General features: G+C 70.1%; 20 protein-coding genes and 2 pseudogenes. 2 read left to right on the forward strand and 20 right to left on the reverse strand.

Annotation, left to right across the window (positions count from 1 at the left end; translation table 11 throughout):
* Window positions 1-3: 3 nt before the first annotated feature.
* The 18 genes and pseudogenes from ACFY16_RS26170 to ACFY16_RS26255 all read right to left on the reverse strand — a co-directional run bounded on the left by ACFY16_RS26170 (window position 4) and on the right by ACFY16_RS26255 (window position 17,400).
* Window positions 4-1,008 (reverse strand): DNA cytosine methyltransferase, encoded by a 1,005-nt coding sequence (locus ACFY16_RS26170; RefSeq protein ID WP_390649730.1) that lies wholly within the window; start codon window positions 1,006-1,008, stop codon window positions 4-6.
* 115 nt (window positions 1,009-1,123) lie between these two features.
* Window positions 1,124-1,285: pseudogene (locus tag ACFY16_RS26175) on the reverse strand (DNA methyltransferase); the annotation flags it as partial.
* Between the two features lie 188 nt (window positions 1,286-1,473).
* On the reverse strand, window positions 1,474-2,640 hold the full coding sequence (locus ACFY16_RS26180; protein ID WP_390649621.1) for a DnaB-like helicase N-terminal domain-containing protein: 1,167 nt from the start codon (window positions 2,638-2,640) through the stop codon (window positions 1,474-1,476).
* Window positions 2,637-2,882, reverse strand: coding sequence for a hypothetical protein (locus ACFY16_RS26185; RefSeq protein ID WP_390649622.1), 246 nt, complete (start codon window positions 2,880-2,882; stop codon window positions 2,637-2,639). The genes ACFY16_RS26180 and ACFY16_RS26185 overlap by 4 nt, the downstream gene beginning before the upstream one ends.
* Window positions 2,883-3,031: 149 nt before the next feature.
* Entirely contained in the window at window positions 3,032-4,819 is a 1,788-nt protein-coding gene (locus ACFY16_RS26190) for a type IV secretory system conjugative DNA transfer family protein (protein WP_390649623.1), read from the reverse strand.
* 250 nt (window positions 4,820-5,069) lie between these two features.
* Window positions 5,070-5,813, reverse strand: coding sequence for a hypothetical protein (locus tag ACFY16_RS26195; RefSeq protein WP_390649624.1), 744 nt, complete (start codon window positions 5,811-5,813; stop codon window positions 5,070-5,072).
* 330 nt (window positions 5,814-6,143) lie between these two features.
* On the reverse strand, window positions 6,144-6,521 hold the full coding sequence (locus tag ACFY16_RS26200; protein WP_390649625.1) for a hypothetical protein: 378 nt from the start codon (window positions 6,519-6,521) through the stop codon (window positions 6,144-6,146).
* A 186-nt stretch (window positions 6,522-6,707) separates the two neighbouring features.
* Window positions 6,708-7,205, reverse strand: coding sequence for a hypothetical protein (locus tag ACFY16_RS26205; protein ID WP_390649626.1), 498 nt, complete (start codon window positions 7,203-7,205; stop codon window positions 6,708-6,710).
* A gap of 21 nt (window positions 7,206-7,226) precedes the next feature.
* Window positions 7,227-8,003, reverse strand: coding sequence for a hypothetical protein (locus ACFY16_RS26210; RefSeq protein WP_390649627.1), 777 nt, complete (start codon window positions 8,001-8,003; stop codon window positions 7,227-7,229).
* Window positions 8,004-8,100: 97 nt separating this feature from the next.
* Window positions 8,101-8,724 (reverse strand): hypothetical protein, encoded by a 624-nt coding sequence (locus tag ACFY16_RS26215; RefSeq protein ID WP_390649628.1) that lies wholly within the window; start codon window positions 8,722-8,724, stop codon window positions 8,101-8,103.
* Window positions 8,725-8,864: 140 nt separating this feature from the next.
* Window positions 8,865-9,563, reverse strand: a complete 699-nt coding sequence (locus ACFY16_RS26220) for a hypothetical protein (protein WP_390649629.1) — start codon at window positions 9,561-9,563, stop codon at window positions 8,865-8,867.
* A 483-nt stretch (window positions 9,564-10,046) separates the two neighbouring features.
* Complete coding sequence (locus ACFY16_RS26225; protein WP_390649630.1) at window positions 10,047-11,618, reverse strand: ATP-binding protein; 1,572 nt, start codon at window positions 11,616-11,618, stop codon at window positions 10,047-10,049.
* Window positions 11,619-11,644: 26 nt separating this feature from the next.
* Window positions 11,645-12,097, reverse strand: a complete 453-nt coding sequence (locus ACFY16_RS26230; protein ID WP_390649631.1) for a DUF6238 family protein — start codon at window positions 12,095-12,097, stop codon at window positions 11,645-11,647.
* Window positions 12,098-12,131: 34 nt separating this feature from the next.
* Entirely contained in the window at window positions 12,132-13,604 is a 1,473-nt protein-coding gene (locus tag ACFY16_RS26235) for an SCO6880 family protein (protein WP_390649632.1), read from the reverse strand.
* 142 nt (window positions 13,605-13,746) lie between these two features.
* A complete protein-coding gene (locus ACFY16_RS26240; RefSeq protein WP_390649633.1) occupies window positions 13,747-15,141 on the reverse strand; it encodes an ATP-binding protein in 1,395 nt (464 codons plus the stop codon).
* Between the two features lie 27 nt (window positions 15,142-15,168).
* Entirely contained in the window at window positions 15,169-15,858 is a 690-nt protein-coding gene (locus ACFY16_RS26245; RefSeq protein WP_390649634.1) for a hypothetical protein, read from the reverse strand.
* Window positions 15,858-16,166: a DUF6112 family protein gene (locus tag ACFY16_RS26250; RefSeq protein WP_390649635.1), complete on the reverse strand. Its 309-nt coding sequence runs from the start codon at window positions 16,164-16,166 to the stop codon at window positions 15,858-15,860. Before ACFY16_RS26250 ends, ACFY16_RS26245 begins: the two co-directional genes overlap by 1 nt.
* Window positions 16,167-16,254: 88 nt before the next feature.
* Complete coding sequence (locus tag ACFY16_RS26255; protein WP_390649636.1) at window positions 16,255-17,400, reverse strand: C40 family peptidase; 1,146 nt, start codon at window positions 17,398-17,400, stop codon at window positions 16,255-16,257.
* A gap of 579 nt (window positions 17,401-17,979) precedes the next feature.
* On the opposite strand from ACFY16_RS26255, the gene ACFY16_RS26260 reads away from it, so the two are divergent.
* Window positions 17,980-18,738 (forward strand): DNA-methyltransferase, encoded by a 759-nt coding sequence (locus tag ACFY16_RS26260; RefSeq protein ID WP_390649637.1) that lies wholly within the window; start codon window positions 17,980-17,982, stop codon window positions 18,736-18,738.
* A gap of 96 nt (window positions 18,739-18,834) precedes the next feature.
* On the opposite strand, the pseudogene ACFY16_RS26265 reads toward ACFY16_RS26260, so the two are convergent.
* Window positions 18,835-19,557: pseudogene (locus ACFY16_RS26265) on the reverse strand (DUF5655 domain-containing protein); the annotation flags it as partial.
* Window positions 19,558-20,214: 657 nt separating this feature from the next.
* Entirely contained in the window at window positions 20,215-21,132 is a 918-nt protein-coding gene (locus ACFY16_RS26270) for an NADP-dependent oxidoreductase (RefSeq protein WP_390649638.1), read from the reverse strand.
* Between the two features lie 1,104 nt (window positions 21,133-22,236).
* Here ACFY16_RS26270 and ACFY16_RS26275 point away from each other — a divergent pair.
* Complete coding sequence (locus ACFY16_RS26275) at window positions 22,237-22,440, forward strand: hypothetical protein (protein WP_390649639.1); 204 nt, start codon at window positions 22,237-22,239, stop codon at window positions 22,438-22,440.
* Window positions 22,441-22,497 lie beyond the last annotated feature (57 nt).

Consider the following 22,497-nt stretch of genomic DNA (forward strand, 5'->3'; position numbering starts at 1 on the left):
AGGTCACGGCGGTGCTCCGTTCGCAGGTCGGCATGGGCAAGAGGATGCGGAGGTACCGCGGTTTGGTGCGGCCGGGAAAACCGGATAATGGAGCGCTACGGCGCGGTACAGCGGGGGCAGCGCGGGAAGGGCGGTGCCAGCAACTGCACGGCGCGGGCAGCCTGTTGGGGGACCACGCCGTTGCCGAGCGCGGTGAGCTGAGCCGGTCGGCCGAGTCCCGGAGTGGCGGTCACCCAGCCAGGGGCCAGGCCCTGCATCCACTCCACGAAGTCGGCCCGGAGACGTCCGGCGGCGTCGGTGGGCGGCGGCGCGGGGCGGGGCGGGGCGGGTGAGGTTCTCCCATTGGGCGATGGCGGGGGCGTACGCTCCCCATCGCTCGTCGGTTCCTCGGCTTCCGGGGCGGCCTCCGCCCACAGCGGCAGGACTGCCGTCGGCAGGGGAGGCCGCCAGCCCTTGCCCTGACGGCGGCGGACCGGGGTGTCGGTGTCGCTCGCCCTCGGGGTGGGCAGCAGCGATGCTGCCGCGCTCGGCAGCGTCAGGTCCCCGTTGCCGTGCCGCTGGTTCGGCGAGCCCTTGGTTCCGTCGGACGCCTTCGGCGTGGGCAGCAGCCACTCCACCTCGTCGGCCAGGTTCGGTCCGTGGCCGCCGCTCTTCCTCTTGGACGGGTGTTGGGAGCCGCCGTTCTTGCCGATGTTGCTCGTCGGTGTCTTGAGCAGGGTGCTCGGCGGGCCAGGCGACGAGGAAGGTCCGCTCGCGACGATGGGGGGCTCCGATGTCGGAGGCACGAAGTACGAGCCACCTAGCGTCGTACCGGAGATCGGCCAGGGAGCCGAGTACGGCACCAAGTGCCCGCACAGGAGGCTGGGTTGGGTCGTCTCCCAGACACCACGGGCAGAATTCCACGTCGCCAGGGGAACCGGCGGGCGAGGTGAGGAGTCCGCGGACATTTTCGATCACCACCAAGCAGGGGCGGAGGGCTTCGACCGCACGGGCGACGTGCAGCCACAGCCCCGAGCGGGTGTGGGGGTTGAGTCCGGCCCGGCGGCCGGCGACGGAGACGTCTTTGACAAGGGAAACCTGCCGTCAGGACGCACACCCGAGGCACATCGGCCCAGTTGACGGCGGTGATGTCCTGCAGATTGGGCACGCCGGGCCAGTGCCGGGCCAGGATGCGCGCGGCGTCGGGGTTGATCTCGGCGTGCCAGGCCAGGGTGCCGCCGAGGGCGGCTTGGACCCCGAGGTCCAGGCCGCCGTAACCCGAGCAGAGCGAGCCGATCAACGGCATTCGCGCGGCGACGGCGACGGCATTGGGTGAGCGGTGGAGGGCTCCCGGCGTCGGCAGTTTGCCGTGCTGGGAGTCGAAGGCGGAGGCCGTGGCGTGCAGGGCCAAGGCGTCGGAGATAGGGGTGTTGTCCACGGTGCGTTCCAGAGGTGGGGACAGTCGGATGGGATGGGTTGGAGGGTGAGGACGGTTCAGCCGTGGGTGCGCGAGGGCGGTCGCGCGGCTGATGGCGTGGAGGCAGGGCCTGGGTGTTCCGAGGGCCGTGCGGTCGGCCGTGGTGTGCTGCGGGCGAGGGCGGCGTGGACCCGCGTCGTCGGTTGCCCCTCGGCCGGCGGCACGGGGGGCGGTGGCGGAGCGGGGTGGCCGTCCGCGGTCTGCCAGCGGGCGCGCACTTCGTCGAGCGGCCCGAGCGCGTGCAGGGCGTGGTTGATGAGCCTTCCGGGGGCCAGGGTCTCGTTCTCAGCCAGGGCGTGGATGGCGCGGGCGGAGGTGGCGGCAGTACGGGCGACGGAGGAGCGCATGACCTGTTCGCCGAGCCACTCGGCGCTGCCGGGGCCGACGCCGTCGCAGATGGCGGTGAGCTGTTCGGTGGTCAGCGTGCCGTTGGCGAGCAGACCGCGCCGCTGGGCTTCCCACAGCACGGTGATCCGGTCGATGGGCTCGCCGCGGTGGTGCAGTGCGCCCAGGCAGCGGTAGAGCTGGCCGTGGGCGGGGACGGCGAAGTCGCCCGGTCGCAGCCAGCCGACGACCTCGTCCATTGCCTTCGGCTGCTCGACCAGGACCGCCAGCAGGAACTGCTCGTCCTTGGCGACCTTGTCCGCTCGTACCGGCGGCGCGGCGGGGGCTGTGGAGGGCGGCGTGGCCGGGGCGACCGGGTGCGGTTCGGAACCCCAGCGGCGCGCGAGGTCCCCGAGTACCCCGGCCAGGACGTCCGCATGGTGCAGCGCTCCCTCCACCTCGCCCTGGAGGGCGTCAGCGCGGGCTGCCTGGTGGAGGCGGATCGCGTGCTCGGTCACGGTGCGGTGGATTGCTCCCTCCAGCACCATCCGGCCGTATACCGGGGCGTGCTCGGGGCGCGGGCAGGCCGAGATCAGCGTGTGGGCGTATACCGCGGTCAGTCCCCGGACGTGGTGGCTGGCCTCGTCGACCGCGTCGGTCACCCAGGACAGCGGCACCGGTTCCTTGGTCGCCACGGCGGGGTGGCCCTCGGTCCGGAGCTTGCGCAGGGCGGCGAACAGCGCTTGGTGGACAGGCCGGTGGAAATGATCCGGCGCGAGCCAGTCGAGGTGCGCCAACTGGCCGGGGTCGAGTAGCACCGAGCCGAGCACCGCCTGCTCGGCACTCAGCAGCGGGTTCATCGCTGCCGCCCGGGGCGGGGAGTCGACGGATCGTCCTGCTGGGAGCGGAGATCGGCGATGGTCTGGTCGGCGGCGGCCATCGCGGCGGCGAAGCGGTCCAGCTCGCCGGTGAACGTCGGATCGGTGGCGGGGATCGAGCCGGAACCGGTGACCAGCCACCAGTGGCCGCCGCACCGGACGAGCGGTGACCGGGCGAGGCGTTCGGAGCGCACCAGAGGGGACGGTGGAGTGCGCGAGGACACGGGGGGACTCCTGAACAGGTAGGGGAGGGAGGGTCAGGCCGTGAAGTCGACGTCGGCCTGGACACGTAGATGGCCCTCGGTGGCCATGAGCAGCAGACATGTCGACTGGACCCCGGCGCCGAGCGAGAGCACCTTGAGTGTCGGGGCGCTCATGCCGACAGCCCGAAGTCGTCGCGGCCCGGGGACTTGGCGATGGCCCGCTCGGTGATGGCCTTCGTCGCGCGGGCCGAGGCGGGACCGACCACCTTGGCGGCGGGCTCCTTGTACCAGGGCCGCAGGTCGAGCATCGCCACCCGGATGCCGGTGGCGAGCAGCAGCGCCTTCCCCTTGGGGAGCGCGCGGATCGCGTCGGGGGGCAGGATCCGCTCGGTACGCATGCTCACCGAGGTGGACCTGCCGCCATCGCTGGTCGACACCGACGTGGTCTGCACGTCGTGGTCACCGACCTGCCTGCTCAGGCGGTCGGCGAAGTCGGCGTCGTCGATGCCACTTCCAACGATCTTGATCGTGGCGGCGGACCAGAGTGCGTCCATGCCTGCCTCGCCCCAGCACCGCTGGCCCTGTCGGTAGGACTGCAGGATCGTCATCGGGATCACGCCCCGTGAGCCCAAGTGGCTGTACAGGTCCGGGAGATCGGAGATCTTGCACACGTTGGCGGCCTCGTCGAGAACGCACAGGGCAGGCGGGTCGAGCCGCCCGCCGGAGCGCTCGGCGACGACCACGGCCGCGCGCATCACCGCGTCGGCCGCCGCGGCGATGATCGCGGATGCCGAGCCGCCGCCGTCCTTGCTGAGCAGGTACAACGTGTCGCGGGAGGTGGCGAACGCGGAGGGCTTGAACTCGGGAAGGTGCTTGCTGGGGGTGACCCATGCGGCGACGTCCGGGTCGAGCAGGCAGCTCGCGTACTGCCGCGCCGTCTCATAGATGCCGTCCCGCGTTTCCGTGGCCCCGCTGACCGTGCCCTGGAGCTGGGCGGCGACCGCGCCGTGGCCGGCATCGGTGAGCAGGTCCACCGGAGTGCGGTCAGCAGGGGAGGCGAGCCAGGCCAGGACATCGGTGATCGGGCGCCGATGGCTGGCGGCGGCCAGGAACAGCGCGCCCAGCGTGTTGCTCGCGGCGGTGGACCAGAAGTCGGAGCCGCTGGAATCGTCGACACTGGCGGCGACGAAGTGCCCGGCCAGACGTTTTGCCCCGGCCAGGTCGCGGGCGTTGGCCAGGATGTCCCACCACATCTCGCGCGGATGGTGGGCGATCTGCTGCGGGTCGAGCGTCCAGATCGTGCCGACCTTGGCGCGGACGTCCACCGTCGCGGTGAAGGCGTCGTTCGCCGCCTTGTTCGAGGTCAGCAGCACCGGGCCGGGAGCGGCAAGGATCGCGGGGATCGCCAGCCCGGACGTCTTGCCGGAGCGCGGGGCCATGATCGCGACGATCACGTCCTCCCAGGAGGCGCGGACCTCGGCCCGGCCCGGGGAGTGCGTGCCGACGAGGATCCCGCGGTCGGCGGGAGCGACCTCCTTCGGTTTGAGACCGGACAGGCTCGGCCGCAGGCTCTTCGCCTTGGCGGTGATCTCCTTGTCCATCAGAGGGGCGAGATCCTGCTTGCGGGCGAGGCCGTTTTTCGCACCACCGCGCAGCCGCAGCCACAGAAGCAGGCCGGTGACGGTGAGGCAGACGGAGAGCAGTCCGGGGACGAGCCGCGCACCGACCAGCAGGGCGGTGGGGCTCAGGTGCGGCCACAGCACGTCGGGGTGCAGCAGCGCGTCGGTGGCCTTGAACGGCGCCCAGGGGCCGGTGCCGACGAGAACGCTGGTGAGGTTGCCGGTCAGCCAGGCGAGGGAGCCGAAGGCGATGGCGGCGCCGAGGACGCCGAACAGGAGGTAGAGAAGCGCGTCGGAGCCGGTGGTGGTCGAGGGCGCGCTGGTACGCGGGGCGGGCATGGCGGATCCAAGGAGGGAGAGCGGACAAGGCGAGGCGGGGTGCCCGGCGCTCTTCTGCTGGTCATCGGGGCAGCTCCTGCTTCAGGAAGGGGGCGGCAGTCGAGGTCAGGCCGAGGTCATCGGGTGCGCGGTGACCGGGGCGGGGCGCTGGCCGGTCTGATGGCGGATGCGCTGGCCAGAGCGTCGGTGGCCCGCATGAGATAGGTGCGCGCCAGCCCGACGGACGGAGTAAGGGAGGAGAGCATCGGCCTCACCGGGTCCGAGGGCTGGAAACCTGTGGCGGACGTGCGGCCGTACCGACCCCCGGAGACGGAGTTCCGAGCGTCGAAGACGCCTTGGCCTTGTCCGCTGCGGGCGACGTGGCGAGAGCCGCGCTTCGGGCGTCGGGTAGAGCGGGGGACTGCGTCTGTGCCTTGGCATGGTCCTGCTGCGAGCCGCTGACACGGTGCAATTCACGTTCCGCTCCGATGAGTTCGGACTGCGCTGCGCTGACGAACTCCGCAGCGAAGCCGAACCGGTCGGCGAGTGCGTACGCCTCGTCGTCAAGGTCGCATATCTGCTCGCCTGCCGTCTCCAGCGCTTCCCGGACGCGTTCCAGGACGCCGTTCTCGGGATGAAGGAGGTGATCGACCGCCTGCGCAAGGCCGGCACCGTTCTCGGCGGCCCTGATCTGGTCGGTCAGCCGCAGGACTTCGGCTCCGGCGGTGTAGAGCCCGAGAGCGTTGGCCGGGGTGGTCGACCGGCTGGTGTCGAGGTCGGGGTCCAAGTCGACGCTGTACCGGGCGGCGCGGAGCATCTCGGCTGCGTGGGAGGCGACGGCGATGCGCTCAGCCTGCGGGGTGGTGGTCGGCAGGCGGTGGCGTCGGCCGTACCAGTCCTCGATCTGCTGGAAACCGGCGTGCTTGAGGAGCGCGGCGGACAGGTCGTCGCTGGCGCCCTTCGCCGAGACGCTGCCGCTGGGCTCAGTGTTGATGGTGATGTAGGGGGCAGGCATGTGGGTCTCCTGGGTGCGGGGTGTTGGGCGTGGGGCCGTCGAGGGCGTGGGCCAGATACGGCAGGGCGTCGGGCTGGGTGAGCCTCTCGATCGGGTGCCGTGGCCGTTCCCCGCGATCAGGCCGGGGTTGGTGTGGTTGCCGCGCTCGCCTGGCCCGTACAGATACGTGAGCAGACCGGTGGCGTGGCTGGCGTGCTGCAGGTGGGCGATCACAGCGTCTACCTCGAAGGGGGTGGCGAACGGGAGCCCGGGTGGCCGGGCCGTCGGGGAGAGAGGATCCGCAGAATTCGCGATTCGGCCCGGCCGGAGATGGGTGATAGACGTCTGAGGTCACCGCGGCTCGTCGAGGCCCTGATGGTAGGCGAAGTCCGTGCAGGCGGAGCGCGCGAAGTACGCGTCGTTGTGCAGCCGGGCCCAGCGGCCGTCCTGGCGGATGACGATGTCGACGCCGTCGGTCGTGTTGCGCAGGGCCGCCCACCGACAGGCCGCCGGGTCGTCGTGCGGCTCGATGCCGGTGACGTCGAGGACCTCGCGCGTCAGTTCGAGCCAGTCGTTGTCATCGAGTGCCTGACCGGTGGTGTTGCGGATCGCGCAGTGCCAGGTGAGCCGCCGGGACGCGGTGTGTCCGGTCCGCGGTTTCGGCGAGGCCAGGGGCTCGTCGAGCAGCAGCGCCAGGTACGGCAGGACGACGGCGTCCTGGGCGGTCAACTCCGGCGACCAGGCGGTGAGCAGGTAGGGGCGAAGCCGGGCTCGCTGCGGTGCAGGTCGGCGAGTAGATCGGTGGTGCTCTCGGTGCGCCGCACATCGCAACGCAAGGGGTACTCAGGCATGGGATATCCGCATCACTGGCAGGGAGAGAGATTCGGTGCCCCACCGGGGCGGGGCACCGGGCGGTCAGAAGTAGGGGTTCTCGGTGGGCCGGTCGGCTCCGGTGGCCGCCTCGAGCAGCTCGGTCAGGTCGCCGGGCTCGGAGGAGCGTTGATCAATCCACCAGCCGGCGCGGGTGATCCTGCGAGCCACCTCCTCGGTCTCCTCCCACTCCGCCTCGCTGGTCTCGCCTTCGAGGACCAGAGCGGTGTACGCGGCAGCCAGGACCTGGTGGCGGCAGTGCACGCCCCAGGCGACGGCGCGATCGGTTCCTTCCAGGGACGGCATCCGGTACTGCTCCGACCAGGCTTCGGACTCGGCTTGCTCTTCGGCGCGCTTGGCCTCCAGCCAGGCGGCTTTGTCCTGCTCGTCGCCCTCCTTCGCGGCCCGCCAGCAGTCAGAGCACTCCTGCTTGGCGAGCCACTCGGCGAACCCCGCGCGACGGTCGGCCGCCCGGTCGGACAGGTCTCGCTCAGCCTGGTGCCCACAGGAATGGGTGATCTGCCAAATGGTCTTCACGGCCATGGGAACTGCTCCTTAGTTGGGTCAGCGGTTGCGGGAGAACGCGATGCGCGGGTCCACCGGGCGGGCCGTTGGGCCGGAGGCGGCGGGCGCGGCAACCGGCGCCTTACCCGGCAGGCCGGCGCGGGCGGGACTGGTGGCGAGCGCGGTGGCGCTGATGGGGAACTTGTGAGTGGTGAAGCCCTGGCTGCGCTGGTGGCGCGCTGCCGTCGCGGGCGCGGGTGAGCGGCGCGTGGCTACGTCCTGGGCGAGGAGGGGCTGCACGGCCACCTGGAGGTCGGACCGGTGCATCGCCAGCGTGGCAGTGGCGACCCTGCCGAGTGCCTCGCTGCGGTCGGTGGTGATAGGCAGGGTGTAGATGTCCAGGCTCGGGTTATGCCGCCAGCCGTGCTCTTCCAGGAGGAGTCGGCCGCCGAGAGCGGAGGAACCGTCAGCGGTGGCGGCGACCACGCCGAGCTGCGGATGCTCGGCGAACGCGACGTCCGGCTCAACGCGAGGGGGCCGCCGGTCGCGGGCGGGCGCTGGTCCGGATGCTGGCGAGGGGTCGAACGCGGCGTCCACGTCAACCCGGTAGCCGGCCTTGCGCAGCAGCGCGACGGCCTGGGTGGCACGGCCCTGACCATCACGCTGCTGGTTGGCCAACGCGTACAGGTTGGGGTGGTTGGGGACGGGGCGGAAGTCGAATCCCCTCAACATCCAGGCACTTGCGGCCAGGCGCTTCGGGTTGGAGGCGACGATGCCGAAGTCGGGGTGGCGGCCGACCGCGACGTCGGGAAGCTGGTCGTGCTCGGGGGTGGGCATGGTGGATCCATCCGGTGCGCGCAGGGGGAGAGGGGCGGTCGAGGGCGGGGATGGTTCTGCTGGTGCGGGACATGGCGGGCTCCAAGCTGGGCAGCGGTCAGCGACCGGGTGCGGACGAAGGTCGGGCGGGAGGCAGGGAGGGACGTACCGCCGAAGCTGACGGCCACTCGGCTGGGGTCGTGCACCGGGCGGTCGGCGAGACCGCGAGAGCGGCGGCGACTCGGGGCGCCGTCGGTTCTACTGCGTCGGCAGCCGTCTTCTGGTCAGGACGCTGCGGTTCCGGTCGAGGCGGCAGGCCGAGCTGGTCCAGGCGCGTGTCGACGGCGGCGAGCAGGCGGGGGATGCTGCCGCCATGCCGGGCGTGAGGACCGTCGGGCGCCGAGTCGTAGATCACCTCGTGGAGCGTGGAGTCGTCGGGATGCCCGCGCGTCACCAACCAGCTCTCCGGATACCCGGGCGGGTGGTCGGTGGGCGGTTCCTGGGGCGGAGAGATGATCAGGGCCCTGCCGTCGGGGAGTTCAGCGTGGACGATGTAGTCGCTGAGGCCGTACTCGACGGTGCAGGACAGTCCGCGTTGCCGAAGCGGCGTGGTCAAGTGGCTGTACGGGTGGTCATGCTCCGACGTGCCAGCGGCGGCTTCCTGGATGGAGGGTTCGTTGGTGCGCGCAGTGATGCTTGTGCCCTCGCGTTGGAGGGTGATCAGGGTCTGATCGGGGCGCATGTGGGCTTCTCCGTGGCCGGCCGTCCCCAGCGGTCGACGGCGGGAAGCCGCAGCCGGGCGGGGGCGATGGGGGTAGTGGCGTTCGTTGAGGATCCGGTGATCGGGCGGTTTGGCCTCGCCGGAAGTTGGTGCTAGAGGCGTCAGCGCGAGCGGCGCGGGGCAGGGGGGTCCGATGCCGCCGAGGCTGGCGGCGAAGTGGCAGAGGCACCGCGCTGGCCGGAGGCGGATCGGGCCAGGGCCGCCTGGACACGCCCGGTGTGTGCAGACTGGCCGACGCCGATCCGGTCGGTCAGGTGATCGGCAGCCCCGGCCAACGCCGCTCCGCTGTAGCTGAGTTCGTCGGCGTAGTGCCAGCCTTCGGAGTTGCGGATCTCGCGGGCTTGTTCCTCGTAGAGCTCCCGCGACCCGGGCATGGACCCCTCCATGAGCGCGATGACCTGATCCCACTCGCGGCGGATCTCGCTTGCTCGCTCCAGTACGGAGTCGATCCCACGCAGGCGCAGCAGGTCGGCGCTGATCGGGCCGTCAAGGTAGTCGGCCGGTTGCGCGGCGGCCCGGACACCAGCGAGGACTTCGGGGCCGTGGGTCAGGAAGGTCTCGACGTGTTCCCAGGCGGCGGCGTCCCGGGCCACCTTGCCGTCGGCGTAGCCGGTTTCGTCGACGGGCCAGCCGTCCTCGTCGCAGTACGAGTCGGAGACGGCGTCCCACTGGTCCGAAGCCTGCGTGATGCCGTCGGCGGCGGAGGCCAGGGCCTGGACGTGCACCCGCCATGCCGCCCGCTCGCTGGCATCTTGCGGCTGGCAGTCAGGGGTGGCGGAGGAGTCGGGAGAGGCGGGCACGGTTGTTCCTCGTTTCTGTACGGGTGCCTCACCGCGAACGCGGCAGCAAGCGCGTGTGCCGCTGGCGAGTGGCGGGCTGCTGCTGCCGCTTGGTGCGACCGGGAGCGGATCTCGTGGTCGACGTTCTCGGCGACGAGATGCAGCTACTCGCCGAGGTCGGTCAGCCGGGAGGCGATGGCGTCCAACTCGGACGCGCTGCTTCGGGCACCGTGGGTGTGACACCACTCGGAGGCGGTATCGAGCATCTGATGCAGGCGGGCCACCGCGCCGAAGTCCTCCGTGACGGCCTCGTGGAACAGGTCGGTGAACTCCTCGGTTCGGGCTGTGGCGAGGCGGTCGTTCCCGTCAGTGGCTGGTGCGCCGCTGTCGGACTCGCGGCCGGGCCGGGTGTTGGGTGGAGCTGGAGCGGTTCGGCGTCCTCGACCGCACCGAACCGGAGACCAGGGACGAGCCCGGACCGGGAACCCGCGACCCCACGGAGGTTCACTGCCGCGCCTCCTTGCGCAGCCTAGGAATTGAGGAATCGTCAGTTGAAGTGAACTCACGGGGGTCTGCATGCATCCGGGCGTCCGTGTCGAACAGCTCGCGCTCGGCCGGATGCAGGATGTGCTGGGTGATGAAGCTCCGACCTGCGACTTTCCACAGGCCCCGGCCCTTGTTCAGGGCGGACACGGCCTGGGTTTCGATACCGGTCAGGCCGAGCAGCGACGCGGCGGCGGGGAGCTGGTCGGGCTCCTGGCGGTAGATGATGCGGGTGCTGCAGTCGGCGAGGAGGCCCTCCGCCAGTACCCGGCCGCGTGAGCCGGCGTCGCCCGCGCTCAGCAGATCGCTGAGGCGGTGGATGACCATCAGGTTGGCGATGCCGAGACCTCGGCTGAGCTTCCACTGGCTCTGCATGCGCTCCAGCAGGCCGACGTGCCTCATCACACGCCATGCCTCGTCGTAGATCACCCAGCGTCGGCCGCCGTCCGGGTCGGCGAGCACGGACTCCATCCAGGCGCTCGCGCAGGTCATCGCGAGGACCAGCGCTGTGTCGTCGCCCGAGCCGCCCAGGCGGGAGAGGTCGATGGACAGCATCGGGGTGGTCGGGTCGAAGGCCACGGTCGAGGGCGCGTCGAACATGCCGCTCAAGTCGCCGTGGACCAGACGGCGCAGGGCATGCGCGAGGTCCTGCGCGGCGGCCCCCATGCGCCCGGCCTGGTCGCCGAGAGCCCGGTCGAGGCGCTCGGACGAGCCGAGGGTGTGCGCGATCTCGCCGAGCAGGGGCACGGTGCCGCCTGCCTCGGCTTCGGTGACGACCAGGTCCAGCGCGAGATCGAGGGCCGTGTGCTCCATCGGCTGGAGATCGCGCTTCAGCACGGTGCGCGCGAGGCCGGCCAAGAGGAGGAGACGGCGCTTGCGGACCTCGGTCGACCAGTCCTCCTCGCTCACCGAGGCGGGCCGGGCCGGAGTATCCAGGGGGTTCAGCCTGCCCGGGAGCCCTGGCCCCAGCGCGATGCTGTAGCCGCCGAGAGCCTGCGCGACGGCCGTCCACTCGCCCTTGGGGTCGCAGGGCACGTAGACCCGGTAACCGTGGGCAATCGACCGGGTCGCGATGGACTTGGCCAGCGCGGACTTGCCCATGCCGATGATCCCGGCCAGGACCGCGTTTGGGTTGGTGAAGCCCTCAATCCGGCCGCTGCTGTACAGCGAGAACGGGTCATAGCAGAACGCGGCCTCCGCGTGGACATCGCGGCCGATGAAGATACCCTCCGCGCCCAGGCCGCCCTCGGCGAGGAAGGGATAGGCCCCGGACACGGTGGCGGTGGTCATCCGGTGGGCGGGCAAGCTGAGCTTGCCGCCGCGTGCCGAGGAGGAGCCGGGCCGTCCGGACGGCGGATAGGTCGGCCGCAGCTCCGGGTCGAGGATCTCCTCGTCGCGGCGCTTGGGCGGGGCTCCGGCGAGGCGGGCCTGGCGTCGGGCCTCGGCGAAACCGGCGCGGGCGGCGCGCTGCTCGGCCCGCGATGCCTTGCGGGGGACGAACAGGTGGGAGGCGCTGGCGCGAGTACGGGGCATGAACGTTCTCCAGACGGAAGGCAGGGTCAGTGGCGGACGAGGCCGGTGAACGGTGTGTGCAGGTCGGCCCGGGTGGTGCGGCGTCGGACCAGGTGGGCGGTGCGCTGGTGGCGTTGGCAGATGGTCAGTTCCGGTGCGCCTTCTGGCAGGCCGGCCTGGCACGCCTCGCGGTCGGGGACCTCGCCGGAGTCGGGCCGGGGGGCCGCGTGGTAGGCGGTGTGGACGTGGTTGGCGGCCTGCCAGATCCGGGTGCGGGCGGCGCGGAGCGGGTCGCCCTCGATCGGCACGAGTCGGCCTGTGCGGGCGGCGTGGGCGTCGAGCAGGCCGTGCAGCGAGACGAGGTGGGCGTGCAGGGCGTCCAGCTCGGCGCGGGTGGTGACGAGCGGACCGCCTGGAACGTTGAGCGCGCGGTGGAAGTCGAGCGCGGCGGTGGCGAAGGGCACGAAGTCCTGCGCGGTCGGGGTGGCGGTGCGGGACATGGGGGTGCTCTTTCGGAAGGGGGGAGGGCTGGCGTCAGGCGGCGAGGGCGAGCGGCATGGCGGCGGCGGTGAACGCTTCTGCCTGCTGCCAGGTGAGTGGCCGGAGGTCGAGTTGGGCGCCGACCGCCGCGGTCTCCACGACCGCGCAGGCGGAACGCAGCTCCTCCTCGGAGTCGGCCGAGACGGTCAGGAGGCCGGTCAGGGCGACATCTGCGTGGCCCGCGATGAGCTGGCGTTCACGGGACTTGATGTCCTGGTACTCGATCGAGTCCGCTTCGGAGTCGACCTGGCCGCGCCGGGCGCGCTCAGAGGCGTCTGCGATGACCGAAGCCTTCTTGCGCTGGACATCGCGCAGGGCGGCGTCCAGTCCCTTCGGCTCGTACGACAGCGACAGGGTCCGCCGCACCCCGGCGGTGAACAGGAGCTGGTGCAGGAAGCCTGCCGACGTCTCGGTGCGGGGCCAGTTCTCCACCCAGTACGTGGAGTGGACGGCGGAGTCGGTCGCGATGTGGTCCGACTTCTCGACGACCACGACTGGGCCAGCAGCGGCGGGGGCAGCCTCGGGACGCCCGGAGGAGGACCAACGGTCCAGTGCGGCAAGGGCCTTGGGGTCGTATGCCGTTCGCACGATCGCCGCGATCTCGTGGGCGGTGAGCCAGCCGGTGGGATTGAGTCCGGCGGTGCGTGCGGCCTGGTCGAAGGTCGAGGTCAACTGTGCCAGGACGCTGAAGGACCCGGTCAGGCCGCCGCCGGCCTGGTTGATCAGGCGTCGCGCGGCCTTGGCGTCCAGCGAGACCGCGACGTACGCCTCGTGCGGAGCCGCAGCCGGGCCCGCGCTCTGGATCAGCTCGCTGTAGATCGCGCCGGCCACCGGGGCGTCGGGCTGGCCGTGCTCCTCCCAGTACCGGCGAAGGGCGTCGCCGGAGTCCGGCACGGTGCGCTCGATCACCTGGATCCGGGCGACCTGACCGGTGCGGGCCAGCGCGGCGAGGACACGCCCCCAGCCATTGACGTTGGCGTTCTGGGTGCCCGGGTCGAGCAGCGCGTAGGCGCGGGAGGACACCTTGACGACGGCGGTCAGCGTGCCGGTGTGGGGGTTGTGGACGGCGCCGTACCGGCGGTCGGGTGCGGTGACCACACCCAGGCTGGCTGCGGTACCGGGCAGGTGAAGGACTCCTTCGCGGACCGGGCGGCGGGAGGGCCGGGCGAGCCAGATCAACTGGCCCCGCATCCGGCGGAGCACGTACCGGGTAACGATCGGAGCCCAGTCGGCCAGGGCTCGGCCTCGGTAGCGGACGAAGACGAGCAGGGCGATGGTGGCCCACAGCGGGATGAGTTCGAGGGCGCCGACCATGCCACGGGTGAGGATGACGGCGAGCAGGAGAAGGCCGGTGAGGCTCACGCAGATCAGTTGTGGGGCGGTCAGGCCGAGCAGGATGCCGCGCCTGCTGCGGTGCGGGAACTTCACGGTGGCCGTGGTGGCTTCGGCCTGGGGGTTGTCAGACATGGCGGTTCCAGGACAGTGGGAGCGGGCGGGAAGGGGCGAAAGGCGCGGCGCTCTTCTGGAGGTCATGGCAGGACTCCGTTTCGGGTGGTCGGGGGAAGGGGGCGGGCTGGAGGGATGCAGCCCGCCCCTGGGTGGTGGTGGGTCAGGACCTGGACGGCGGCTGGTTGGGGTAGACCCAGCTCGTCGGAGTCGGGGAGCCGGTCGTCGACGGACCGGTGGAGGGCGGCGGCGGTGCAGCGGGACCGCTGGGCGACACGGCACCTGCGCGGGTCAAGCTGCTGCCCGGAGCCGACGCACCAGCGGGCTGGGCGGCGGAGGGAGCGCCCCCCTCGGAGCCTCCTGCTTCGGTGTCGGCAGGCCGTGTGATCAGCGCAGGGATGCCGGGGCGCTGGATCAGGGCCCGGCCCTTGTCGCCGGAGGCGTTCGGGTCCTCGCCGTACCGGAAACTGGTCTGCGGCTTCGGGGGTCCGGCGTCGATGCCCTCCTTGCTCAGGTTGCCGCCGGTGGGGTTGATGCCGGAGGCGACACCGTCGCTGCCCGCGCCGGGGACCTGGCTCGGCCCCTGCGGAGCAGGAGTGCCGGTGCTGGCCTGCATTGCGAGGCTGCCCGCGGTCTTCGCGGCCCCTGTGGCGACCGCCATGCCGGCGACGCCGGTGCGGTGCAGGTCGTCGTGGCCGCCGCCGTCGGTCGCCCAGTGGACGAACTTGTAGGTGGCGTACGGGCAGAGCAGGACCAGGACCATGACGACGATGCCGGCCATCGCGTCGGAGAGGGCGGCCATTCCGTCCTTGGTATCGGACTTGCCCATCGCCGAGACGCCGATAAGGAAGACCACGGTCATCAGCAGTTTCGACACGACGAGGGTGGCGGTGGCCTCGATCCAGCCCCGTCGCCAGCGCTTGGCGACCTCCCAGCCGCCGCCGGATCCGGCGAAGACGGCAAGGGCGACCATGATCAGGACGCCGACCTTGCGGGCGACCATGACACCCCAGTACATGAACGCGCCGATCGCGCAACCGAAGGCGACCAGGGCTGGGACTGTCCAGCCGAGGCCGTACAACGCCCCCAGGTTGTTGACCTTGATGACGCGGCGGATCGCGTCGTCCACTGAGCTGTTGGCTGCTTGGAACAGGCCGTCGGACAGAGCGTCGACCACCGTGATGGCCACGGAGGTGAAGGCGACGGCGCAGAAGGAGAAGAGGACGCCGGTCATCGTGCCGATCGCCGCTTGGGCGAGGGCGCGTTCGTCCCGTCGCCAGGCCGCGAACATCAACTGGATGCAGAACGTGCCGACGGTCAAGGCGAGGCCGATGGGCAACAGCAACTCGTAGTTGTCCCGGAACCAACCGGCGTTGAGATCGATGGCGGTGGTTTCGTTGACGGCCTTGGCGGCGAGATCGGCTGCGCTGGCGGCCAGCTCACCCGCTGACTTCGCGATCCACGCCCCGATGCCGTCGGTGACGGTCCCGGCGGGGTTCGTGGCGAAGTCGACGGCGCCGCAGACCTTGTCCATCAGTGGAAAGTCGCAGACTCCCATGGTGGTACCTCCTTTCTGGGGTGGGGGTCAGGGCGCGACGGCCGGCAGGACACCGGCCAGGGCGCAGGGCTGGGAGGGGCGGCACTGGACCGCGAGGGTGGTCACGCGGTTCTCGGCGCCGCCGTGCGGCGAGCCGTTCCAGACGATCGACTGTTTGCCGGAGACCGTCACGGCGTAGACGTACGTCTGCGTGATCGCCCCGGGATCTTCCTGGAGGGCCTGGGCGAACGAGTCTGGGAAGTGGGCTTCGTTCACCGTGGCGGTGGCGAACTGGCCGTTGGCGGCCATTTCCTTCCACAACACGGGCGAGGGGACGAGTGCGTCGACCGAGGCGGCGTCGGCGTACTTCGTCTCGCTGGTCAGCCACTTGTGCAGGGCGGCCAGCAGCTCATGCTGGGAGTAGGCGCGGGTGTCGTAGGACCACAGCGCTGCGGCTGCCGCCTTCCCGAAGGTGATCGGGTCGTGCGTAGACGGGGGAACGGACAGGGCGCTGCCGCTTCCGTGCGGCGGTGACGAGGAGGAAGCAGAAGCGGTCGGGGAGGAGGGGGAAGCCGAACTCGCCTGCGGTGCAGGAGCCTTGGAGGAGGTCCTGCCGTCGCGGGTGAGGTAGGCGGCCAGGCCGGCGAGGGCGACGAGCACCACCAGGACAGCGGTGCCGAGCAACGCCCGACGGCGCACGCGAGAAGCGCCGCCGGGGTTCGTGGAGCGGGGAGACATCAGTGGACCTGCGTCCCCAGCGTGCTGAAGAACGCCACCACACCATTCGCGGCACCCAGCAGGAGGGCCGCGCCGGCGCTGACCAGCACGCCCTTCTTGCCGCTGGCCTCGGCCTGGTGGCCGCCGGAGTGGTGGCCCCAGGCCCACACTCCCGCGCTGACGGCCAGCGCGCCGACCACGGCGATGATCCCGAAGAGGTTGATCGAGCCCATCACCTGCTTGAGGACCGACAGGCCCGGCAGCCCGCCCTCGTTCGGTTTGATCCCAGGGTCGTAGGCGAGCTGGATGACCTTGTCGGCGAGGTACATGAGTGAGAACTCCAGTTCGATTTAGTGCATGCCAAAGCCCGAGAGGGCGAAGCGCCAGTGCAGGAAGGGGGAGGGAGAGAAGCGCCGGTCAGACGACTCGGCGGGCCGCGAGAATCTGCGGCTTCCAGGACGCGAGGGTCGCGAGGCGGACCACGTCGCCGCTGTGCGGGGCGTGCACGATCAAGCCTTGGCCGACGACCATCCCGACGTGTTCCGGGACTTCGGCAGTCCCCTCGGTGAAGACGAGATCACCGGGCTGGAGAGCGTCGACCGATACCGGCTTACCCTCCTTGACCTGCGTGTACGTTGTCCGTGTGAGGGTGACCCCGGCGGCCTTGTACGACTGCTGCATCAGGGAGGAGCAGTCACAGCGACCCATGGGGTCGGGCCCGTGGGAGCCGGTGCAGCTCCCGCCCCACTGGTATGGGGTGTCGAGTTGGCCGAGCGCCCAGCGGATCGCCGTCTGGACCTTGGGCGGAGCGTCTGCCGGGATCTTGTATCCGGTCGGCACCGCGCCGGGCGGGATGGTTCCGAAGTCGGTGCCGTCCCCGCCAGTCGTACAGTCGCCTGCGGTACTCGGCGGAGGACTGGCCGTGCTGTCCGAGCCGGATGGCGAAGGGCTCGGTGACGCGCCGCCGGCCTTTGACAGCAACGGCTCGATCGCCTGCTGCAAGGCGGTGGCCAAGGGCTCCCACTTCGCATAAGCCTCGGGGAAGCCAGACCTCTGCACCGCCTGGGCAGCCTGGGTGACGGACAGGGACTGCCAGCCCGAGACCTTCTCCAACGCCTCGTAGAACATCGTCGAGGAGTGCACCGGGTCGAGGATCTCGTTCGCGGTGCCCCACCCCTGCGACGGCCGCTGCTGGAACAAGCCCAGTGAGTCGCGGTCGCCGTAGTTGAGGTTCCGCAGGCCGCTCTCCTGCAGAGCGGTCGCCAGGGCCACGATCTGGCCCCGGGTCGGGATGTTCATCGCGACGCCGGTGGCCTGGATGGTCTTGGCATTGGAGATCTGCTCGGCAGGGTCGTCCAGGCCCGGCACGGAGACCGTACCCTTGCCCCCGCCGTCCAGGATCGCCTTCACCTGAGCGGCAACGGCTGAGGTATCCACAGCCTGTGTACCGCCGGTCGAGCAGGAGGCCGAGGCATTCCCGGCCCCGACGGCGAGGATCGGAACGGCCAGCAGCAGCGGACCAGAGGCAAAGAGACCGACGACGGCTCCGGTGGTCTTCTTCATCGCCGCTGCCGTTCGCCGGGGCGGACGGCCCGGCTGGGCAACGGCGTTGGGTCAGGGCGTGGGCGTATCAGGGCGTGCTGCATCGCAGCGGCTCCTCGCGGTTCGTAGGAGGCGCGGTGCCGACTTCTCGTGCAAAGCCGTCGGCACCGCGCCGATGTGAATCCGCCTCTCAGGGCGGGCCCGGGGCAGGGGAGTTGGTAGCTCCCGGATGCCGGTCTCAGGTCATGCGCGGCAACCAGCCGCGCTCGTAATCTCAGGCGGTGCACCGGGTCTCCTCACGGCTTCGGGAACGGGGGGTCAACGTGCTTTCCAGCCCTCGTTTTTGGACGCGGCAACACGCATCAGCACAGGTCAGCTGGGGTGGAGCTGGGCTCCCCCTCGGTGACGTGGCGAGACAGTAGACCTGGATTCCGGCCGCACCAAACGGCCGTCGAACCCGGGCCCGGAGTGCGGCACAGGCTCGTTAGGTGCGGCCGGGAAACGCGGCTAACCTCCGGCGCAACCCCGCTCCGAAAGGCCGCTGTTGACCGCCGTCCGGAGCGGGCCCAGTCCCGTCGTGCCCTGAAAGAGGCCCCGCACATGAGCTACACGCTGCACCGAGGCGACGCCCTCACCGTGCTGAAGACCCTCCCGGACGAGAGCGTCAACGCCGTCATCACCGACCCTCCCTACAACTCCGGCGGACGCACCAGCTCGGACCGCACCGGCCGTACCGCCCGCGCCAAGTACGTCACCGCCGGATCGGCGCACGACCTGCAGAACTTCCCCGGAGAGAACCGCGACCAGCGGAGCTATCGAAGCTGGCTGACCGTGCTGCTCACTGAGGCGTACCGGGCCGCGACCGAACACTCCGTCGTCATGGTCTTCTCCGACTGGCGACAGGAGCCGACCACCAGCGACGCCCTGCAGATGGCTGGGTGGACCTGGAGCGGCACGATTCCCTGGATCAAGCCGGCCAGCCGACCCCGCAAGGGTGGGTTCAAGCAGTCAGCCGAGTTCATCATCTGGGGCGTCAAGGGCAGCCTCGAAAAGGACCGGGACCTCTACCTGCCCGGCCACTTCATCGCCTCCCAGCCCCGCAAGGACCGCGTCCACATCACCCAGAAGCCGGTCGAGATCATGCAGCAGCTCGTGAGGATCTGCCCCGAAGGCGGCACCGTCCTCGACCCGTTCACCGGCAGCGGCTCGACAGGCGTCGCCGCCCTGCGCGAGGGCCGGCAGTTCGTCGGCATCGAGCTGTCCTCGCACTACGCCGACGTGGCAGAACAGCGACTGTTGCAGGCAACGCAACACACTCTGACCCAGAACGACTTCGTCCTGGCCGGGCCGGAGGCATGAGCATGAGAACGACCAGACCAGGGCTGATGGACCACAGACGCCAAAGGGCGGCTGGAGCATCGAAAAACCGATGTACCAGCCGCCCTTCGTCTTGCGTCAGGCCGCCTCGAACGCCCGCCGGATCAGCGGTCCCGACTTCTCCAGGTCGGCTGCCGAGGCGATACGCACCTCCAGGTCGCCGGTCCCGAGGTGGCCGATACCGCGCATGTCGCGCGAGAAGCCCTCCTCCAGCTCGACCGTGCCCGGGTCGACCTTGAGGTAGACCAGGATCGCCCCGTGCTTCGGGCGGAAGATGACGGAGGCGACGTTCACCATCCGGCGGTAGGCGATGTAGTGCCGAAGCTGAGCCACCTCGACCTCGCCCCAGGCGGTGAGGGCCTCGTCCAGCTCGCCGTACAGGTCCTGCAGGCAGCCAGGAATCGCACCCGCGGTCGCGGTCGCCTGAGCGGACGTCTTCTCGTCTTTGCTGGCGGCACCAGCCGTGACCTCCCGCTCGCGGCTCTGGCGCCGATCCGAGATCGGTCTCGTAGATCCGGGCGTGGACTCGATCAGCAGCAGGCTCAGCAGCCCACCCTCGAAGACGCGGTAGCGCACCAGGTCGATCCGCTCGCGCAGACGGTGCACCGCGACTCGGTCGTGGTGCGAGAAGCCAGCGGCGATGCAGACCATCCGAGGGTTCCGCCAGTCGATCGACTCGGCGACCTCGGAGCCCAGCTTCTTTCTGACCAGCGCCTCGAACTCGTGACGCGCGGAGTCCAACCACGACAGGTAGGAGACAGCCTGCGACAGGACACCGCCGTCGGCGCCCTTCTCGTACTCAACTTTACCAACCGCAGGAGCTCGTGAACCGGCTCTGAACTGCAACGATTCATAGACTACATGTCCGCGACGCCAAGTCCGAGTCGTTACCGTACCCCGTCCGGGGCCTCTCCGGGGAGGGCCCGTCCATCAGGGTGGCTACTCCGTGGCACTGAACCGTAAGCATGTGCCGTCGACGCGTGAGCGACCGGAGTCACGGCGGCCTGTTGAATGGCGGCTCCGCCCGCCTGGCCGCAAACGGTGCGCACGTGACGCGATATCGGACACGACAGACAGCCCTGGTGATCGCAGCTGCAGCGGACCCGAAGAATAAACGAACAGCAGTCAGTGAACTGTTGACAGTGAGTCACCTGCTTTCCCTATGCTGCTCTCGGTTGGCTGCCGCAAGGTACCCGCCGACGACGAAGTCTGGCTCGGCCCCCGGGAGCGGGCAGTTGCTCGGGGCTCGCGTGAATGCTCACCTTGATCATCGGAATCGAGGCGGCGCCCGTGGCATGCCAGCTGGCCGGGAACTCTGCCAGCCGTCGAAACCGACCCCGTCGAACGGGCCTCCATGGCCTACGAGTTGCTGCTGCGCGGCCTTCTTGCCCTGGCAATGAGACCGGAGTTCAGGCCGAGAGGAGATACCCCGTGTTGGGGCCGGTTGCGCCGCGTCCGTCACCGCACTTTCAGGACGGTCTTGCCCAGAGAATGGCCGGCTTCGACCGCAGCAAGAGCCTTCGCCGCCTCGGCGAAGGGCACGACCTTGCTGACGTGCGGATCGAGCGCGCCGGACTCGACCAGGTCTGCGAGGTGCCAGAGGGCCTCCCCGTGCTGCGCCACTTGGAAGTAGCCACCGCCGAGTTCGGATGCTGCCGTCGGATCCGCAGCGGTGATGATCCTGGACTTGTCCGCGGCGAGGTGGGCGACGGCGTACAGGGCGGCGCCGCCGACCAGGTTGAGGATGGCGTCCACGCCGTTCGGGGCGACCGCGGTGATCCGGTCAGCCACTCCTTGTCCGTACGCGACGTGGGTGGCTCCGAGGGACGAGACGAACTCCGCCTTATCCTGACTGGCGGTGCCGATCACGATGGCGCCCAGGTGGAGGGCCATCTGCACGGCGGCAACACCGATACCGCCGCCCGCTCCGTTGACCAGCAGGGTGGCACCGGGCTTGAGGTTCAGCTGGCCTATGCCCTGGTGGGCGGTGGCCGCCGACACCGACAGGGTCGCGGCGTCCGTGAACGACACGGTGGCCGGCTTGTGGGTCGCGGCCTGGGCGGGCAACAGCGCGTATTCGGCGTAGCCGCCGTTCAACGGCAGGGCCCCGAAGACCTCGTCTCCGATCCCGAACCCCTCGACCCCATCGCCGATCTCTTCCACGACACCGGAGACCTCCGTGCCGAAGACCGCCGGCAGCGTCAGCGGCAGGACCTCCCGCACGTAGCCGGCGCGCACCTTCCAGTCGACGGGGTTCACCCCGGACGCGTGCACCGCGACCAGAAGCTCACCCGGCCCCGGCACGGGTTTGGGGAGGTCGACGAAGGTCTGCGTCTCGGGACCGCCGTACTCGGTGAAGACGTATGCCTTGGGCATGGCTCCTCGTTCTTCTCGATGGTGGGGGAATGTTCGGGCGAAGGGTCGGCAGGGGCAGCGTGGAGGAATTCCCCCGCGCTGAGCCGCCGTTCGGAACCGTGCTCCGTCTTTTCGATCACTCGCCGGATTTGGATCACTTGCTGGGCGCACCGGAGGCTCTCCGGATCGAGGAGCCTCCGGTGTGGTGGCGCGCGGTGGGCCGGGGTCGGTCTCCGTGCCGTCGGCCCCGGCTTTCACATGACGTCAGAGCGTCACGACCGGCTCGCCGTCGCCAACCGCCTCATCGAGGAGTCCATGCGGGAGTGGGACCGAGTCAGCCAGGGCGCGGAGTCTGAAGGGTGAGTCGGGGTTTGGTCCGTGACTGGTCCGGAAGTACTGGTCAGGAGCGGGACAGCGATGGGAGGAACTGGGAGTTATGACGTAAGTCGGCCCTTGTCCCGGACGGGTCGAGAGGAAGGCGCCTGACGGACAAAAGCCCAGGTCAGGCGCATTTTTTCGTGCCTCTAGAAGAAGCCCAGCTTCCTCGGCGAATGCGACACCAGAAGGTTCTTCGTCTGCTGGTAGTACAGGGTGCATATAGCTCTGACCAGGTCGTATGCGTCGTTCAAAGGGTAGTTGGCGGTGTCTGGCCCGAGTATGGTCCGGATCTTGAGTACAGGGTGCGGGGCTGACACCGTCCGCGCATCAGGCTGCCTTTGGACGTCGACGTGTTCTCGATGACCCACCGCGTGGAGTGCGTTGCGATCCTTGAATCGGCCGTGAAGGGCTTCTGACCTGGGGTTGTACCCGTGGGCGTTATGCGCAGGGCGGGCGCTATAGGCCCGGTTGCCAGCGTCGTTCACCGTGTGCATTCGGCGACCTGGGCCTGAGCATCCATGTCGGCCACGGCACAGTGGAGCTGCTGATGCAGCGCGCCGGCCTGCACGGTCTGCCCGGCGAACCGGCGCCCCCGCGCCAAGGACGTGACCCCTCCGTCACCGACCTCGTGAAGCGCAATTGCACCCGCCACGTGCGGGACCGGGTATGGGTCATCGACACGACGGAGTACTCCACTCTGGAAGGCGAGGTGTACTGCGCGGTCCTCTGGATACCTTCTCGCGACGCGTGGTGGGTTGGTCGATCGATGCCTCGTCCACTACTTCCCTGACCACCAACGCCCTGGCCCTGGCCATCGGCAATCCCTCCCCGCGGTCGGACACCACCGTCATCCACTCCGATCGCGGAGTGGAATTGGGGTCCGGTGTCAACACGATGGGCATGGTCACCCCGGTGGAGCACGAACTCCGCCCCTCCCGGCCAGTCGTCTGAAACCAATCAGCTTTCAGCATGGTGGCAGGTGCTCCCCGGCGCCGATGCGGCCGCACC

The sequence above is a fragment of the Streptomyces sp. NPDC001315 genome (assembly GCF_042896175.1).
Classification (GTDB): domain Bacteria; phylum Actinomycetota; class Actinomycetes; order Streptomycetales; family Streptomycetaceae; genus Streptomyces.

Excerpts from the sequence above, each read along its gene's own strand:
- ACFY16_RS26240 (WP_390649633.1), bottom strand. The coding sequence starts at position 15,141 with ATGGGAGTCTGCGACTTTCCACTGATGGACAAGGTCTGCGGCGCCGTC.
- ACFY16_RS26225 (WP_390649630.1), bottom strand. The coding sequence starts at position 11,618 with ATGCCCCGTACTCGCGCCAGCGCCTCCCACCTGTTCGTCCCCCGCAAG.
- ACFY16_RS26255 (WP_390649636.1), bottom strand. The coding sequence starts at position 17,400 with ATGAAGAAGACCACCGGAGCCGTCGTCGGTCTCTTTGCCTCTGGTCCG.
- ACFY16_RS26245 (WP_390649634.1), bottom strand. The coding sequence starts at position 15,858 with ATGTCTCCCCGCTCCACGAACCCCGGCGGCGCTTCTCGCGTGCGCCGT.
- ACFY16_RS26205 (WP_390649626.1), bottom strand. The coding sequence starts at position 7,205 with ATGGCCGTGAAGACCATTTGGCAGATCACCCATTCCTGTGGGCACCAG.
- ACFY16_RS26195 (WP_390649624.1), bottom strand. The coding sequence starts at position 5,813 with ATGCCTGCCCCCTACATCACCATCAACACTGAGCCCAGCGGCAGCGTC.
- ACFY16_RS26180 (WP_390649621.1), bottom strand. The coding sequence starts at position 2,640 with ATGAACCCGCTGCTGAGTGCCGAGCAGGCGGTGCTCGGCTCGGTGCTA.
- ACFY16_RS26215 (WP_390649628.1), bottom strand. The coding sequence starts at position 8,724 with ATGCGCCCCGATCAGACCCTGATCACCCTCCAACGCGAGGGCACAAGC.
- ACFY16_RS26230 (WP_390649631.1), bottom strand. The coding sequence starts at position 12,097 with ATGTCCCGCACCGCCACCCCGACCGCGCAGGACTTCGTGCCCTTCGCC.
- ACFY16_RS26260 (WP_390649637.1), top strand. The coding sequence starts at position 17,980 with ATGAGCTACACGCTGCACCGAGGCGACGCCCTCACCGTGCTGAAGACC.
- ACFY16_RS26210 (WP_390649627.1), bottom strand. The coding sequence starts at position 8,003 with ATGCCCACCCCCGAGCACGACCAGCTTCCCGACGTCGCGGTCGGCCGC.
- ACFY16_RS26235 (WP_390649632.1), bottom strand. The coding sequence starts at position 13,604 with ATGTCTGACAACCCCCAGGCCGAAGCCACCACGGCCACCGTGAAGTTC.
- ACFY16_RS26270 (WP_390649638.1), bottom strand. The coding sequence starts at position 21,132 with ATGCCCAAGGCATACGTCTTCACCGAGTACGGCGGTCCCGAGACGCAG.
- ACFY16_RS26190 (WP_390649623.1), bottom strand. The coding sequence starts at position 4,819 with ATGCCCGCCCCGCGTACCAGCGCGCCCTCGACCACCACCGGCTCCGAC.
- ACFY16_RS26250 (WP_390649635.1), bottom strand. The coding sequence starts at position 16,166 with ATGTACCTCGCCGACAAGGTCATCCAGCTCGCCTACGACCCTGGGATC.